This window comes from Pseudomonas sp. B10(2017), from assembly GCF_002113295.1.
Classification (GTDB): domain Bacteria; phylum Pseudomonadota; class Gammaproteobacteria; order Pseudomonadales; family Pseudomonadaceae; genus Aquipseudomonas; species Aquipseudomonas pudica.
Genome location: NZ_NEJU01000013.1, coordinates 65074 through 78998 on the forward strand (window position 1 = coordinate 65074; position 13925 = coordinate 78998).

Below are 13925 nucleotides of genomic sequence, written 5' to 3' on the forward strand. Positions count from 1 at the left end.
CCGGCCCGATGAACCCTGCACTGACACGCTGGATAACCCTGCTGCTGGCCATCACCAGCGCCATGGCCGTGGCGACAGTGTATTTCGCCCAGCCCCTGCTGGAGTCGATGGCCGCTGACCTGGGCGTGGCGCAGCAGCGGATTGGTTGGGTAGTTGGCGCGACCCAGGCGGGCTATGTCCTGGGGTTGTTGCTGATCGTGCCGCTGGGGGACCTGATCGACCGTAAGCGGCTGTTACTCGGGCAGCTGCTGTTCTCGGCCCTGGCGCTGATTGGTGTAGGCATGGCGCCCAACTGGGCGCTAATGCTGTTGGCCCTTGTCATCACCGGGTTGATGGCGGTCATGGTGCAGGTGATGGTGGCGCATGCCGCGAGCCTTGCCGCCCCCGGCCAGCAAGGGCAGGCCGTGGGCACCGTCACCAGCGGCGTGGTGCTGGGCATTCTGCTGGCGCGGCTGGTCTCGGGCGGGCTTGCCGACCTGGCTGGCTGGCGCAGTGTGTACCTGGTTGCCGCGGGGCTGCTGATGCTGCTGGCCCTGGTGCTGTGGCGCAACCTGCCCACGGGGCAACCGGGGTCGCTGCGGTCTGGTTATCGGGCGCTGATCGTTGCTCAGTTCAGGCTGTACCGGCACGACCGGCTGCTGCGTCAGCGCGGGTTGTTCGGCGTGTTGATCTTCGCTGCGTTCAGCGTGCTCTGGAGTGCCATGGTCATGCCCCTGAGTGCCGAGCCACTGGCGCTGAGCCATACCGAGATCGGTCTGTTCGGCCTGGCGGGTGTTGCCGGCACGTTGGCGGCAGCGCGCGCCGGTCGCCTGGCCGACCAGGGGCTAGCGGAGCGCACCACCGGGGTAGCGCTGGTTCTGCTGGTGCTGTCATGGCTGCCCACGGCCTTCGTCGGGCATTCACTGATGGCCTTCGGGGTGGGTGTGCTGATGTTGGACTTTGCCGTGCAGGCAGTGCATGTCACCAACCAGAGCCTGCTGCTGGCCGGGCGTGGCGCAATGGCCAGCCGGTTGATCGGCGCCTACATGTGCAGCTATTCGCTTGGCAGTGGAGTGGGGGCAGTGCTGGCGAGCTGGGTGTATGCCCATTGGGGTTGGGCAGCGGTGTGTGGGCTTGGGATGGGCATCAGCGCGGTGGCGCTGGGGTATTGGCTAGGGCTGCAGCGCGCAAGGGCGGCCGAAGCCGCCCTGCAGTGTTCAGGTCAGAACTTGTAGCCAAGGCCGACCATGTACACCCACGGGTCGACATCGACATCGACCTTGGTCTTGCTGTAGCCCAGTGCGCTCGGGCCGTTGACGCTGGCCTTGGTGTCGATGTCGACGTACCAGACCGATGCGTTGACCAGCAAGTTGTCGGTGATCATGTAGTCCATGCCCAGCTGGCCGGCGATGCCGACCGAGTCTTGCAGCTTCAGGTTGCTGAAGCCCTGCTGTTTGCGTGCACTACTGAGGTCTTCATCGAAGAACAGGGTGTAGTTGATGCCGACGCCGGCATACGGCTGGAACTTGGAAGTCGGTTCCATCGGGTAGTACTGCAACGACAGGGTCGGTGGCAATTGCTTGATGTCGGCCAGCTTGCCGTCCAGGCCGCCGCCCAGACCTTTGACGCCGACGGTGTGCTTGAACGGGGTGGCTGCCAGCAGCTCCAGGCCGATATGGTCGGTGAGCATATAGGCGAAGGTCAGGCCCAGTTGGGTGTCGCTGTCCAGAGTCGCCTTGGTGCCCGAGACTTTGTTGCCGTCGAATTTCAGGTCGCCGCTGCTTTCGTTGGGAGCGGTGGTAATGGCACCTGCGCGGACGATGATATCGCCTGCCTGGTGGGCGTGGGCGACAGGGGCAGCGAGCGCCAGGGCCGCGAGGGCGGCGCTGAGCAAGGACTTGTTCATGGAAGCTCCCAGAGGACGTGAGTAATCGAGTAGTCCAATGGTACGGATGCCGTTAAACAGAAAGTTTGACCCAGCTCAAAGAAGCGTCGTCACGAATTCGAAACAGTTCTCATCTCAGCTCATAAGCATAGATTTTCTCGGCTTCCATCTGGTAACCGGCATCGGCCAGTTCGCTGCTGGAGGCTCTAACCTGCAGCTTTCCCTCTATCCAGTAAGGTTGGTAGAGGTCTTCTACGCGCACGCCCATTTCACTGAAAATGTGCACGATCTGGTTCGAGGGTGGTGGTGGCACGTGGATGCACGCGCCGTAATAGGGGACCAGCAGAAACTCCGTGGTGCGCCCTTCTTCGCTCACTTCCAGCGGCACGATGTAGCCGGGCAGCTTGATCTGCTGGCCGTCGAGGCTTTTTACCACCGGGGCGTCGGGTGCCTGCTGGCGCGCCGGTGGTGCGGACTCGGCGGACAGGGCGTTGCTGAGCTGCGACATGTCGTGCAGCGGCGCAAGTTGGGGCGGGATGACCGGGGCGCCTTCGGGGATGAGAGCGGGCCAGTCCAGTTCGCGTGGTTCCGAGGCCCAGGTGGGCGATGCCAGCGAAAGCAGCATGACCAGGAGTAGCCGTATTGCCTGTACTGACCTCTTCGCGGGTGAACCCGCTCCCACAGAACCCGCTCCCACAGGTCCTGCGCAGGCTTTGAAGCTTGTGGTAGTCCTCGTGGGAGCGGGTTCACCCGCGAAGAAGGCCGTGAGGTACTGGATCATTGCACGCACTCAGAGGTGAATGGACAGGCCATCGGCCAACGACTGGCGATAGGCCCGCCACGCCGGCACGCTGCCCATCAGCAGCGCAGCTCCCAGGATGATAGCCAGCAACGTCCATTCATGAACACTCGGCATGGCCAGCGGCAAGTACAAACCATAGTTGGCTTGCACATACCCCTGTGCCAGGGCGATTCCCGCATACAGCAAGCCAAGCCCGGCTGCGATCCCGACCGCCGCCAGCGACAGTGCCTCCAGCACCAGCAGCCCTGCGATATGCCACGGCCTGGCGCCAACCGAGCGCAATATCGCCATCTCCCTGCGGCGTTCATTGAGGCTGGTGAGAATCGCCGTAAGCATGCCGATCAGGCCGGTCAGCACCACGAACAGCGACACCACGAACAACGCCTGCTCCGCAGTGCCCATCAGGCTCCACAGTTCCTGCAGGGCTACCCCGGGCAGGATCGCCAGCAATGGCTCGCTGCGGTATTCATTGATCTCCCGCTGAAGGCTGAATGTCGCGATCTTGCTGTTCAGGCCGAGCATGAACGCAGTGATTGCGGCAGGCTGCAGATCCATGGTCCGTGCCTGCTCGGCGCTGATGCGCCCGGCGCCACGGGCCGGTACACCGTTGTGCCAGTCGATGTGGATGGCCTCCATGCCGCCCAGGCTGATATGCAGTGTGCGGTCGACCGGTGTGCCGGTGCGCTTGAGCACACCGACCACGGTAAATGGCTTGTCGTCATGCTTGACCAGGCTGATCGCGGCGACTCCATGTGCCAGCACCAGCTTGTCGCCTAGCTTGTAGTGCAACGCCTCGGCCACTTCGGCACCCAGCACCACCTCGAACGGATCATCGGCAAACGCGCGGCCCTGGTTCAATTCCAGGTGCTGGCGGCGGCCGTACTGGTAATGGTTGAAGTAGTCGCCTGTAGTACCCATCACCCGATAACCGCGGTGCGAGTCGCCCAGCGAGATGGGAATGGCCCATTTCACCCGCGGGTCCTTCGCGTAATGCTCATAGCTGTCCCAACGGATGTTGTTGGTGGCGTTGCCGATGCGGAACACCGAGTACAGCAGCAGGTTTACCGAGCCGGAGCGGGCGCCGACGATCAGGTCGGTACCGCTGATGGTGCTGGCGAAGCTGGCTCGGGCCTCGGTACGGACACGTTCAACGGCCAGCAGCAGGCACACCGACAGGGCAATGGCAAAGGCGGTGAGGAATGCGGTGAAGCGGCGGTTGGCCAGGCTGGCCAGGGCAAGGCGGAGCAGGTACATCAGGCCTCCCGGGGCTTGGCGGCACGGTTGAGTTCGGCCAGCGACAGATGGCGGTCGAACAGCGGTGCCAGGCTCTGGTCGTGGCTGACGAACAGCAGGCTGGCACCGGCGGCGCGGCATTCACCGAACAGCAGGTGGATGAACGCTTCGCGGGTGTCGGCATCCAGCGCCGAGGTCGGTTCGTCGGCGATCACCAGTTCGGGTTGGCCGATCAGTGCGCGGGCGGCGGCAACCCGTTGCTGCTGGCCGATCGACAGGCTGTCGGCGCGGCGGGCGAGCAGGGCGGGGTCGTCCAGGCCCAGGTGGGCCAGCAGCGTGATGGCTGCCTGGTCGACACTGCCATGGCGCTGCTCGGCGCGGGCCTTGCGGCTGCGCGAGAAGCGGCAAGGCAGCTCGACGTTTTCGCGCACCGAGAGGAACGGTAGCAGGTTGAATTGCTGGAAGATGTAACCGGTGTGGTCGACCCGGAAGCGGTCTCGGGCGCCTTGGCCCAGGCGGCCGAGGTCCTGGCCCAGCAACTGGATGCGGCCCTGGCCCGGCACGTTCACCCCGCCCAGCAGGCCCAGCAATGTGGTCTTGCCACTGCCGCTGGGGCCCTTGAGAAACAGGGCTTCGCCAGCCTCCAGGCGGAATGCCGGAATATCCAGCAGCGCCGGCTGGCCAGGCCAGGCAAACACCAAATCATGCAGTTCGATCAACGGCTGGCGCATTCAGAACGCGACCGCGGCCTTGGCCGGCGTGGTTTCCACGCCTTTCTGGCCATTGGGGCCAATCAGTTGAACGTTGATCTTCTGGGTGGCCGGGAAGGCCTTGAACAGCGGAGCGAGGTCCACCTGTGTCAATTTGTCGGGGTTGGCGCAGGTCAGCTGGTAATGGGCGCCGATGTCGCTGTGCTGGTGCTCGTGCTCGTGCTCGTCACCATCGTCGGCTTTCGGGGCATCACCGAACAGCGGGCTTTCCAGTTCCTGCTGGTCTTCCTTGCAGCCAGCGGCAGCAGGCAGGCCGAACAGCTTCAACGGTTGCTCCAGTTGCTGGCGCACCGCCGCGACCTTGGCCTTGTCGGCGTCGCTGTTGGCGGCGTGTTCGAAGCCGACCAGGTTCATTGCCGGGCTGTCCAGCTCCAGCTCAAGCGTGTTGCCATCGAGCACGGCGTTGAGCCTGGCCACGCCATGCTCGTGGGCGCCGAGGGTGCCATGGGCGTGGTCGTGATCATGGTCATCATCGTGGGCATGGGCCACGGCCAGGGGCAGCAGGGCGAAGGGCAGGGCGAGCAACAGGCGACGCATGGACGACTCCGGAGCGGGCGGGAAGATTGGGTTATGTTATAACAACTTTTCCGCATGCTGCCAGCCTGCGTGGCGCAGGTTTCATGTTGGGGTAGGATGGTGGCATTGACTTTGGTTCAGAGAATGCAGCATGAGAATTCGTGGACAGATTGGTGACTGGCCTGTGGATCTGACCATCGAGCTGGCGCCGGAAGAGTGGGCGCAATTGGGGCGGCAGATTGAATTGCCTGCGGTGGCGCAGAATGCAGCAACGGAAACCGTTGCGACAACTCGTCAGGATGACGGGCAATGGATTGCAGCACGTGAGGTGTTGCGTCTGGCAGGGCAGATGAGCGGGCCGGAGTTGCTGGATCGACTGGAAGGGCTGGCGGGGAGTACGGCGGCGGGCAAGCGGCTGCTGGTGCGCTTGCGGCATTGCAGCGAGGTGAAAGTGGAAAGTGGCGTGGACGCGCCGGTGTATCACTGGGTTGGGTGAAGGCCCTCAGGATTTTGGGGCTGTTTTGCAGCTCGTTCGCAGCACAAGGCTGCTCCTACAGGGACCGCGCAACACGTGGCGGCCACGTGATCTCTGTGGGAGCAGCCTTGTGCTGTGAATGGGCCGCAAAGCGGCCCCGGCATTCTCAGAACATCGCCGCCGACAACTTGCGACGATACACGCCGACCAGCGGGTGATCACCGCCCAGCAGCTCGAACACTTGCAGCAACGCTTTCTGCGGCAGCCCGTTCTCATAGCCACGGTTACGCTGGAACAGCTTCAGCAACCCTTCCAGCGCCGCTTCATACTGCTGGCGCGCCAGCTGCTGAATGCTCAGCTGATAGGCCGCCTCGTCATCCTGCGGGTTCTGCGCCAGGCGGCTTTTCAGGTCGGCCACTTCCGGCAGGCTGGCGGCCTGGCGCAGGAAGGTCAGCTGGGCCCTGGCGCCGGCCAGCGCAGCCTTGTGCTCGTCAGTCTTGACCGCATCAAGCACCACCTGGGATTCACCCAGCTCCCCGCGCTCGGCCAGGCAACGGGCATACAGGATCAGCGCCTCGGCATTGCTGTTATCCTCACCCAGCAGTGCTTGCAACAGTGCTTCGGCCTCGGCAAAACGGCTTTCGGCAAACAGCCCCTTGGCCTGCTCCAGCGGCGATGCGCTGGGTGCAGCGGGCAGTTGCACGTGTGGCTCGAGCATGGCACGGATCGCCGATTCCGGCTGTGCACCGGCAAAACCGTCCACCGGCTGGCCGTCCTTGAACAGCACCACGGTCGGCAGGCTGCGGATGCCGAACTGGGCAACCACCTGTTGCTCCACGTCACAGTTGATCTTGGCCAGCAGCAGCTCGCCCTGGTAACCCTCGGCGATCTTCGCCAGCAGCGGCATCAGTGCCTTGCACGGCGCGCACCACTCGGCCCAGAAGTCCACCAGCACCGGTTTGTGGAATGAGTTCTCGATAACCAACTGCTGGAAGGTGGCATCGGTAGCGTCGAAAATGTAAGGCGTGTCTTGGGTCATCGCGACTCTCGCAAACTCGTGAATGACACCACTATAAGGTGTCGCGGCTGGCATGGTACAGGCTGACCCGGCGGAATTCGTGCGGCTCGGCCAGGTCCGGCAGGGTCAGCGCTTCCAGCACGCCCAACTGTTGGTACAGCGGGTGGCTGAAGTCGCGTACCCGCGAGTCGGCCACCAGCGCTTGACGCCCGCGGCCGAGGAAGGCATCCAGCAGCGGCAGGTTGGCGCGGTCGTACAGCACGTCGGCAACCAGGATAAGGTCGAAGCGATCGTCCTCGGCGAAGAAATCGCTGCTGTAACCCAGTTCAACCCCATTCAGCGCGGCATTCGCGCGGCAGGCATCAAGTGCCAGCGGGTCGAGGTCGCAGGCCACCACTTCCAGCGCACCGGCGCGGGCGGCGGCAATGCCGGCGATACCGGAGCCGGCGCCAAAGTCCAGCACGCGCTTGCCGGCTACCCATTCCGGGTGCTCGGCCAGGTAACGGGCCATGGCCAGTCCGCTGGCCCAACAGAAGCTCCAGTAGGGAGGCTCTTCAAGAATGCGCCGGGTCTCTTCGCTGCTGAAGGCGCGGTCCATGTTCTGGTCGTCGATCAGCCACAGCTTGAGGTCGCAGCCGGGCAGCTCGCTGATGACAAGACGCGCTTCGCCGATCAGGCCGCTGAGTGCTTGTTGCAGGGAGACTGGCGCCACTTATGGCGCCTTCTCGAAACGCAGCGGGCCGGTGGCCTGGGTCTGGGCCTGGGTAATGCGCACCGGCGGCAGGTGCATGATCAGCTGGCCAGAGCGGCTGGCGCGACCGCGCAGCTCGACCCGAGCACCGGCGGGGAAAGCCTCTGGGTTGAAGCGCAATTGGTAGGGCAGGGCCTGGCCTGTGCCGGTCAGGTTGCTGCTGGCCAGCAGGCGTTGTGGGCGGTCGCGTTCGTCGATGACCAGCAAGGCCAGCTCCACATCGGCTCCGGCGGGGATTTCCAGCAAGGTGCCGCTCAGCTCGCGCTGGTAGGCCGGCAGCGGGCCAAGTACTGCGGCCGGCTTGGCCGTGCGGGCTGGCGTGGGCGCCGGAGGGGTGTCGGGCTTCGGCCTGTCGCTGCCGCAGGCGGCGAGCAGGGCGGCGCAGCACAGCACGACGAGCGCTCGGTAATGCATGGGGTAGTCCTTCACGGGCAGATTTGCCATGGATGTTAACCCCTTTGGCTTGTCTTGCCAGTGGGATGCGCTACCATGGCCCTCCCTTTTTTTGTTGCCTGCCACCATGCACTGTCCCTTTTGCGGTGCCAACGACACCAAGGTCATCGACTCTCGCCTCGTCGCCGAAGGCGAGCAGGTGCGCCGTCGCCGCGAATGCGTCGCCTGCGGCGAGCGCTTCACCACCTTCGAAACCGCCGAGCTGGTGCTGCCCCGGCTGATCAAGCAGGATGGCACGCGCCAACCCTTCGACGAAGAAAAACTTCGCGCCGGCATGCAGCGGGCACTGGAAAAGCGCCCGGTCAGCGTCGAGCGCCTGGAAGCTGCGTTGGCGCATATCAAGAGCCGCCTGCGGGCCACCGGCGAGCGTGAAGTCAAATCACTGGTGGTGGGTGAAATGGTCATGGCCGAACTGCGCAAGCTCGACGAAGTGGCCTATATCCGCTTTGCCTCGGTTTACCGCCGCTTCCAGGACCTCGACGAGTTCCGCGAAGAAATCGACCGCCTGGCTCGAGAGCCGGCTAAAGAGTGACCATGCCCAGCCAAGCTGCCACCCTCGACGCCCACTACATGGCCCGCGCGCTGGAGCTGGCGCGCAAGGGCCTGTACACCACCCACCCGAACCCGCGCGTAGGCTGCGTGATCGTGCGCGATGGCGAGGTGGTCGGCGAAGGCTGGCATGTGCGCGCCGGCGAGCCGCATGCCGAAGTGCATGCCCTGCGCCAGGCCGGTGAGCGTGCTCGTGGCGCCTGTGCCTATGTCACCCTCGAGCCGTGCAGCCACCATGGCCGCACGCCGCCGTGCGCCGAAGCACTGGTCAAGGCCGGCGTGGCACGGGTGGTGGCCGCCATGCAGGACCCCAACCCGCAAGTGGCGGGGCAGGGCCTGCGGCGCCTGGCTGAGGCTGGTATCGAAGTGGCCAGCGGCGTACTCGAGGCCGAGGCCCGTGCACTCAATCCCGGTTTCCTCAAACGCATGGAGCATGGCCTGCCATTCGTTCGCGCCAAGCTGGCCATGAGCCTGGATGGCCGCACCGCCATGGCCAGTGGCGAAAGCCAGTGGATCACCGGGCCGGCCGCCCGCTCGGCGGTGCAGCGTCTGCGCGCCCGTTCCAGCGTGGTGCTGACCAGCGCCGCCAGCGTGTTGGCTGATAACGCGCGGATGACCGTGCGCGGCGCAGAGCTGGGCCTGGATGCCGAAACCACCGCCCTGGCACTCAGCCGCACGCCGCTGCGCGTGCTGGTCGATGGCCGCCTGCGCCTGCCGCTGGATGCGCCGTTCTTCCAGGCTGGCCCGGCACTGGTGGTGACCGCTGTCGCAGATGACCCGCGCTATGCCGCTGCCGGCCACGAACTGCTCAGCCTGCCGGGTGACAATGGCCAGGTAGACCTACCGTCGTTGCTGCAGGCCCTGGCAGCCCGCAGCGTCAACGAAATCCTGCTGGAAGCCGGTGCCGGCCTGGTCGGCGCCTTCGCCCGGCAAGGCCTGATCGACGAGTACCAGCTGTTCGTCGCCGGCACTTTTCTCGGTTCCCAGGCCCGCCCGCTGCTGGACTGGCCACTGGAGAGGATGAGCGAAGCGCCGCGGCTGAAAATTACCGAAATGCGCGCAGTGGGCGATGACTGGCGGGTCACGGCCATCCCCCTGCCGGTACCCGGCGTATAATGCCCGGCTTGCCCCGCGCAAACCGTTTTTGAGGAAGACCCCATGTTCACCGGCATCATCGAATCCATCGGCACCATCCGCAGCCTGACCCCCAAGGGTGGCGACGTGCGCGTCTACGTCGAAACCGGCAAGCTCGACCTGGGTGACGTCAAGCTCGGCGACAGCATCGCCGTCAACGGCGTGTGCCTGACCGCCGTCGAACTGCCGGGCGACGGCTTCTGGGCCGACGTCAGTGTCGAAACCCTCAAGCGCACCGCCTTCATCGACCTCAAGAGCGGTAGCAAGGTCAATCTGGAAAAAGCCCTGACCCCCACCACCCGGCTGGGCGGGCACCTGGTCAGCGGCCACGTCGACGGGGTCGGCGAAATCATCTCGCGCAGCGATAACGCCCGCGCCATCCAGTTCCGCGTGCGTGCACCGAAGGAACTGGCCAAGTACATCGCCCACAAGGGTTCGATCACCGTCGATGGCACCAGCCTGACGGTCAACGAGGTCAATGGCGCCGAGTTCGAGCTGACCATTGTCCCGCACACCCTGTCCGAAACCATCATGGCCGACTACCGTGCAGGGCGTCGGGTAAACCTTGAGGTCGACCTGCTGGCCCGTTACCTGGAGCGTCTGCTGCTGGGTGACAAGGCCGCCGAACCGAGCAAGGGCAGTGGCATTACCGAAAGCTTCCTGGCCGCCAACGGCTTCTTGAAATCCTGATTGAGAAGGGGGTGCCGCGTGGCGCTCAACAGCATCGAAGAACTGGTCGAAGACATCCGCCAGGGCAAAATGGTCATCCTCATGGATGACGAAGACCGCGAAAACGAAGGCGACATCATCATGGCAGCCGAGTGCTGCCTGCCCGAGCACATCAACTTCATGGCCAAGCACGCCCGTGGCCTGATCTGCATGCCGATGACCCGGGAGCGTTGCGAAACGCTGAAGCTGCCGCTGATGGCGCCGCGCAACGGCTCGGGCTTCGGCACCAAGTTCACCGTGTCGATCGAAGCCGCCGAAGGTGTCACCACCGGCATCTCCGCCGCTGACCGCGCACGCACCGTGCAGGCGGCCGCTGCCAAGGACGCCAAGGCCGAAGACATTGTCAGCCCTGGCCACATCTTCCCGCTGATGGCCCAGCCAGGCGGTACCCTGGCCCGTGCCGGCCACACCGAGGCCGCGTGCGACCTGGCGCGCATGGCCGGTTTCGAGCCGAGCGGCGTGATCTGCGAAGTGATGAACGACGACGGCACCATGTCGCGCCGCGCCGAGCTGGAAGTGTTCGCCGCCGAGCACGGCCTGAAGATCGGCACCATCGCCGACCTGATCCACTACCGCATGATCCACGAGCGCACCGTGCAGCGCGTCTCCGAGCAACCGGTGGAGAGCGAGCTGGGCGAGTTCAACCTGGTCACCTACCGCGACGCGGTGGAAGGCGACGTGCACATGGCCCTGACCCTGGGCAAGATCTGCGCCGAAGAGCCGACCCTGGTGCGCGTGCATAACATGGACCCACTGCGCGACCTGCTGCTGGTCAAGCAACCGGGCCGCTGGAGCCTGCGCGCCGCCATGGCCGCCGTGGCCGAGGCCGGCAGCGGCGTGGTATTGCTGCTGGGTCACCCGCTGGACGGCGACGTGCTGCTTGCGCACATCCGCGAAAGCGCCGGCGATGCACCTGCCAAGGCACCGACCACCTACAGCACCGTGGGTGCCGGTTCGCAGATACTGCGAGACCTTGGTGTGCGCAAGATGCGTCTGATGAGTTCGCCGATGAAGTTCAACGCGATATCCGGATTCGATCTGGAAGTTGTAGAATACGTGCCCTCCGAGTGACTTGAGGCGGCAGTGACGCCCTCCAGCTCGAGTCCATACCCCTGTCGAGGCCGCCAGCATGCGGCCTCGCTCTTGAAGATGAGAATATCGGAATGACCCTGAAGACCATCGAAGGTACCTTCATCGCCCCCAAAGGTCGCTATGCTTTGGTGGTTGGCCGCTTCAACAGCTTCGTCGTCGAAAGCCTGGTAAGCGGTGCCGTTGATGCCCTGGTACGCCACGGTGTCAGCGAAAGCGACATCACCATCATCCGTGCCCCGGGTGCGTTCGAAATCCCGCTGGTGGCACAGAAGGTCGCCCAGCAAGGCGCCTACGACGCGATCATCGCCCTGGGCGCCGTGATCCGTGGTGGTACCCCGCACTTCGAATACGTGGCGGGCGAATGCACCAAGGGCCTGGCCCAGGTGTCCATGGAGTTCGGTGTTCCGGTGGCCTTCGGCGTACTGACCGTCGACTCCATCGAACAGGCCATCGAGCGTTCCGGCACCAAGGCCGGCAACAAAGGTGCTGAAGCTGCCCTGTCCGCTCTGGAAATGGTCAGCCTGCTGGCGCAGTTGGAGGCCAAGTGATTAGCGACGAAAGCGATCGTTTCAACCCGCGCGATCCAAAACCTGCGGATGCCGGCAAGCCATCGAAGAGCGCCAAGCGCCGCGAAGCCCGCAAGCTCGCGACCCAGGCACTGTACCAGTGGCACATGGCGCAGCATTCGCTGAACGAGATCGAAGCGCAGTTCCGGGTCGATAACGATTTCACCGATGTCGACGGTGCCTATTTCCGCGAGATCCTGCATGGGGTCCCGGCAATCAAGGGCGAAATCGACAAAGCGTTGGTGCCGTGCATGACCATTGCACTGGAAGAGCTCGACCCGGTCGAGCTGGCCGTGCTGCGCCTGTCCACCTGGGAACTGATCAAGCGCGTTGACGTGCCGTACCGCGTAGTGATCAACGAAGGCGTGGAACTGGCCAAGGTCTTCGGCGCCACCGACGGCCACAAGTTCGTCAACGGCGTGCTGGACAAGCTCGCCCCGGCCCTGCGCGAAGCAGAAGTCAAGGCGAACAAGCGCTGATCCTGGCGCTTGCGAACCATGGGTGAGTTCGAGCTGATCAGCCACTACTTCGCCGCCGCGCCCTGTGCGCAAGGCGGTGAAGGTGTGGCCCTGGGCATCGGCGACGACTGCGCCCTGCTGAGCTTACCCGCTGGTGAGCAACTGGCGGTGTCTACCGACACCCTGGTCGCCGGGGTGCATTTCCCGGCGGTGTGCGACCCCTGGTTGCTCGGCCAGCGCTCGTTGGCCGTGGCGGCCAGCGACCTGGCGGCCATGGGCGCCACCCCCATCGGTTTCACCCTTGCCCTGACCTTGCCCGAGGTCAGCACTGACTGGCTGCAAGCCTATGCCAGCGGCCTCGACCGCATGGCCGGTCACTGTCAGCTGAGCCTGATTGGTGGCGATACCACCCGTGGCCCTCTGAGCATCACCATGACCGTATTCGGCCGGGTTCCGGCGGGGCAGGCGTTACGCCGTGGCGGCGCTCGCCCGGGCGACTTGTTGTGTGTGGGCGGTGAGCTGGGCAATGCGGCGGGTGCCTTGCCGCTGGTGCTGGGCCAGCGCCAGGCTGATGCTGCGCTGGCGCAACCGTTGCTCGACCATTACTGGTCGCCGTCGCCGCAGTTCGCCCTGGGCCAGCTGCTGCGCGGGCGTGCCACTTCGGCGCTGGATGTTTCCGACGGCCTGCTGGCCGACTGCGGGCATATCGCCAAGGCCTCCCGTGTGGCGCTCGAGGTGAACCTGGAGCAGGTACCGGTGTCAGCCGCTCTGCAGGGGTTACTCGGTGCCGAGGCTGCCGTGCAGGCGGCGCTGACCGGTGGCGACGACTACGTGCTGGCGTTCACCTTGCCGCCATCCGAGCTTTCATCCCTGCAGGCACAAGGCCTGGCGGCGTTCCATGTCATCGGGCGGGTGCTCGAAGGGCAGGGTGTCAGCCTGCGCGACCGGCAGGGCCAGGACATCACCCCGCGGCAACGCGGTTATCAACATTTTAGGGAGACACCGTGACCGATCACCCCAACCAGGTGCCTGCGGAGTTCGTTCCGCCTTCGGTCTGGCGCAACCCGTGGCACTTCATCGCCTTTGGTTTCGGTTCCGGCACCTTGCCCAAGGCACCGGGCACCTGGGGCTCGCTGGTGGCCATTCCGTTCATCCCGCTGTGGCAGATGCTGCCCGACTGGGGCTATTGGCTGTTGCTGGGCGTGAGCATGCTGTTCGGCTTCTGGCTTTGCGGCAAGGTCGCCAATGACTTGCGCGTGCATGACCATGAAGGCATTGTCTGGGACGAGATCGTCGGCATGTGGATAACCCTCTGGCTGGTGCCGGAAGGCTGGCAGTGGCTGCTGGCGGGGTTCCTGATGTTCCGCTTCTTCGACATTCTCAAGCCGTGGCCGATCCGCTGGGTCGACCGCCATGTGCATGGGGGCGTCGGGATCATGCTCGACGATATCCTGGCCGGGGTGTTTGCCTGGCTGGGGATGCAGGTTCTGGTTTGGGCGGTTGCCTGATACAGGG

The 13925-nt window shown here is 64.8% G+C and carries 18 protein-coding genes; 10 read left to right on the forward strand and 8 right to left on the reverse strand.

Going from position 1 to position 13925, the window contains the following annotated elements; genetic code table 11:
* The first annotated feature begins 8 nt into the window (after window positions 1-8).
* Complete coding sequence (locus tag CAF92_RS16670) at window positions 9-1214, forward strand: MFS transporter (RefSeq protein WP_085601406.1); 1206 nt, start codon at window positions 9-11, stop codon at window positions 1212-1214.
* On the opposite strand, the gene CAF92_RS16675 is transcribed toward CAF92_RS16670, so the two are convergent.
* The 5 genes from CAF92_RS16675 to CAF92_RS16695 all read right to left on the reverse strand — a co-directional run bounded on the left by CAF92_RS16675 (window position 1202) and on the right by CAF92_RS16695 (window position 5206).
* Complete coding sequence (locus CAF92_RS16675; protein ID WP_046615944.1) at window positions 1202-1885, reverse strand: OmpW family protein; 684 nt, start codon at window positions 1883-1885, stop codon at window positions 1202-1204. The two genes, CAF92_RS16670 and CAF92_RS16675, sit on opposite strands and share 13 nt — an antisense overlap.
* 109 nt (window positions 1886-1994) lie before the next feature.
* Entirely contained in the window at window positions 1995-2489 is a 495-nt protein-coding gene (locus tag CAF92_RS16680; protein WP_075044449.1) for a DUF3299 domain-containing protein, read from the reverse strand.
* Window positions 2490-2654: 165 nt separating this feature from the next.
* Complete coding sequence (locus tag CAF92_RS16685; protein ID WP_085601407.1) at window positions 2655-3920, reverse strand: ABC transporter permease; 1266 nt, start codon at window positions 3918-3920, stop codon at window positions 2655-2657.
* Window positions 3920-4630, reverse strand: coding sequence for an ABC transporter ATP-binding protein (locus tag CAF92_RS16690; protein ID WP_046615946.1), 711 nt, complete (start codon window positions 4628-4630; stop codon window positions 3920-3922). The genes CAF92_RS16685 and CAF92_RS16690 overlap by 1 nt, the downstream gene beginning before the upstream one ends.
* Window positions 4631-5206: a DUF2796 domain-containing protein gene (locus tag CAF92_RS16695; RefSeq protein ID WP_085601408.1), complete on the reverse strand. Its 576-nt coding sequence runs from the start codon at window positions 5204-5206 to the stop codon at window positions 4631-4633. It abuts the gene before it with no gap.
* Between the two features lie 130 nt (window positions 5207-5336).
* Between CAF92_RS16695 and CAF92_RS16700 the strand changes: the two genes are divergently transcribed.
* Window positions 5337-5681 (forward strand): hypothetical protein, encoded by a 345-nt coding sequence (locus tag CAF92_RS16700; RefSeq protein ID WP_046615948.1) that lies wholly within the window; start codon window positions 5337-5339, stop codon window positions 5679-5681.
* 145 nt (window positions 5682-5826) lie between these two features.
* Here the strand turns inward: CAF92_RS16700 and trxA are convergent, their stop codons facing one another.
* The 3 genes from trxA to CAF92_RS16715 are packed head-to-tail and all read right to left on the reverse strand — an operon-like array spanning window position 5827 to window position 7843.
* Window positions 5827-6699, reverse strand: a complete 873-nt coding sequence (trxA, locus tag CAF92_RS16705; RefSeq protein ID WP_085601409.1) for a thioredoxin — start codon at window positions 6697-6699, stop codon at window positions 5827-5829.
* A 31-nt stretch (window positions 6700-6730) separates the two neighbouring features.
* Window positions 6731-7390, reverse strand: a complete 660-nt coding sequence (locus CAF92_RS16710; RefSeq protein ID WP_085601410.1) for a methyltransferase — start codon at window positions 7388-7390, stop codon at window positions 6731-6733.
* Window positions 7391-7843, reverse strand: a complete 453-nt coding sequence (locus CAF92_RS16715) for a YbaY family lipoprotein (RefSeq protein WP_085601411.1) — start codon at window positions 7841-7843, stop codon at window positions 7391-7393.
* 106 nt (window positions 7844-7949) lie between these two features.
* Here CAF92_RS16715 and nrdR point away from each other — a divergent pair, with 106 nt between their 5' ends.
* The 8 genes from nrdR to CAF92_RS16755 all read left to right on the forward strand — a co-directional run bounded on the left by nrdR (window position 7950) and on the right by CAF92_RS16755 (window position 13918).
* Window positions 7950-8414, forward strand: a complete 465-nt coding sequence (gene nrdR, locus CAF92_RS16720; RefSeq protein WP_003255402.1) for a transcriptional regulator NrdR — start codon at window positions 7950-7952, stop codon at window positions 8412-8414.
* 2 nt (window positions 8415-8416) lie between these two features.
* Window positions 8417-9547: a bifunctional diaminohydroxyphosphoribosylaminopyrimidine deaminase/5-amino-6-(5-phosphoribosylamino)uracil reductase RibD gene (ribD, locus tag CAF92_RS16725; protein WP_085601412.1), complete on the forward strand. Its 1131-nt coding sequence runs from the start codon at window positions 8417-8419 to the stop codon at window positions 9545-9547.
* Between the two features lie 42 nt (window positions 9548-9589).
* Entirely contained in the window at window positions 9590-10255 is a 666-nt protein-coding gene (locus CAF92_RS16730) for a riboflavin synthase (RefSeq protein ID WP_003255399.1), read from the forward strand.
* 18 nt (window positions 10256-10273) lie between these two features.
* The gene (ribBA, locus tag CAF92_RS16735) at window positions 10274-11365 is read left to right on the forward strand and encodes a bifunctional 3,4-dihydroxy-2-butanone-4-phosphate synthase/GTP cyclohydrolase II (protein WP_016484697.1); all 1092 of its coding nucleotides are present in this window, start codon (window positions 10274-10276) and stop codon (window positions 11363-11365) included.
* Window positions 11366-11457: 92 nt separating this feature from the next.
* Window positions 11458-11934: a 6,7-dimethyl-8-ribityllumazine synthase gene (gene ribE / locus CAF92_RS16740; RefSeq protein ID WP_003255395.1), complete on the forward strand. Its 477-nt coding sequence runs from the start codon at window positions 11458-11460 to the stop codon at window positions 11932-11934.
* Entirely contained in the window at window positions 11931-12431 is a 501-nt protein-coding gene (gene nusB / locus CAF92_RS16745; RefSeq protein ID WP_003255393.1) for a transcription antitermination factor NusB, read from the forward strand. The genes ribE and nusB overlap by 4 nt, the downstream gene beginning before the upstream one ends.
* A gap of 18 nt (window positions 12432-12449) precedes the next feature.
* Window positions 12450-13418 carry a thiamine-phosphate kinase gene (gene thiL, locus CAF92_RS16750; RefSeq protein ID WP_085601413.1) on the forward strand — a complete coding sequence of 323 codons (969 nt, stop codon included), beginning with the start codon at window positions 12450-12452 and terminating at the stop codon, window positions 13416-13418.
* The gene (locus tag CAF92_RS16755; protein ID WP_004376077.1) at window positions 13415-13918 is read left to right on the forward strand and encodes a phosphatidylglycerophosphatase A; all 504 of its coding nucleotides are present in this window, start codon (window positions 13415-13417) and stop codon (window positions 13916-13918) included. The genes thiL and CAF92_RS16755 overlap by 4 nt, the downstream gene beginning before the upstream one ends.
* The last annotated feature ends 7 nt before the right edge of the window (window positions 13919-13925 follow it).

Coding starts and splice junctions, on each gene's coding strand:
- CAF92_RS16670 (WP_085601406.1), top strand. CDS start 9: ATGAACCCTGCACTGACACGCTGGATAACCCTGCTGCTGGCCATCACC.
- CAF92_RS16675 (WP_046615944.1), bottom strand. CDS start 1,885: ATGAACAAGTCCTTGCTCAGCGCCGCCCTCGCGGCCCTGGCGCTCGCT.
- CAF92_RS16680 (WP_075044449.1), bottom strand. CDS start 2,489: ATGCTGCTTTCGCTGGCATCGCCCACCTGGGCCTCGGAACCACGCGAA.
- CAF92_RS16685 (WP_085601407.1), bottom strand. CDS start 3,920: ATGTACCTGCTCCGCCTTGCCCTGGCCAGCCTGGCCAACCGCCGCTTC.
- CAF92_RS16690 (WP_046615946.1), bottom strand. CDS start 4,630: ATGCGCCAGCCGTTGATCGAACTGCATGATTTGGTGTTTGCCTGGCCT.
- CAF92_RS16695 (WP_085601408.1), bottom strand. CDS start 5,206: ATGCGTCGCCTGTTGCTCGCCCTGCCCTTCGCCCTGCTGCCCCTGGCC.
- CAF92_RS16700 (WP_046615948.1), top strand. CDS start 5,337: ATGAGAATTCGTGGACAGATTGGTGACTGGCCTGTGGATCTGACCATC.
- trxA (WP_085601409.1), bottom strand. CDS start 6,699: ATGACCCAAGACACGCCTTACATTTTCGACGCTACCGATGCCACCTTC.
- CAF92_RS16715 (WP_085601411.1), bottom strand. CDS start 7,843: ATGCATTACCGAGCGCTCGTCGTGCTGTGCTGCGCCGCCCTGCTCGCC.
- nrdR (WP_003255402.1), top strand. CDS start 7,950: ATGCACTGTCCCTTTTGCGGTGCCAACGACACCAAGGTCATCGACTCT.
- ribD (WP_085601412.1), top strand. CDS start 8,417: ATGCCCAGCCAAGCTGCCACCCTCGACGCCCACTACATGGCCCGCGCG.
- CAF92_RS16730 (WP_003255399.1), top strand. CDS start 9,590: ATGTTCACCGGCATCATCGAATCCATCGGCACCATCCGCAGCCTGACC.
- ribE (WP_003255395.1), top strand. CDS start 11,458: ATGACCCTGAAGACCATCGAAGGTACCTTCATCGCCCCCAAAGGTCGC.
- thiL (WP_085601413.1), top strand. CDS start 12,450: ATGGGTGAGTTCGAGCTGATCAGCCACTACTTCGCCGCCGCGCCCTGT.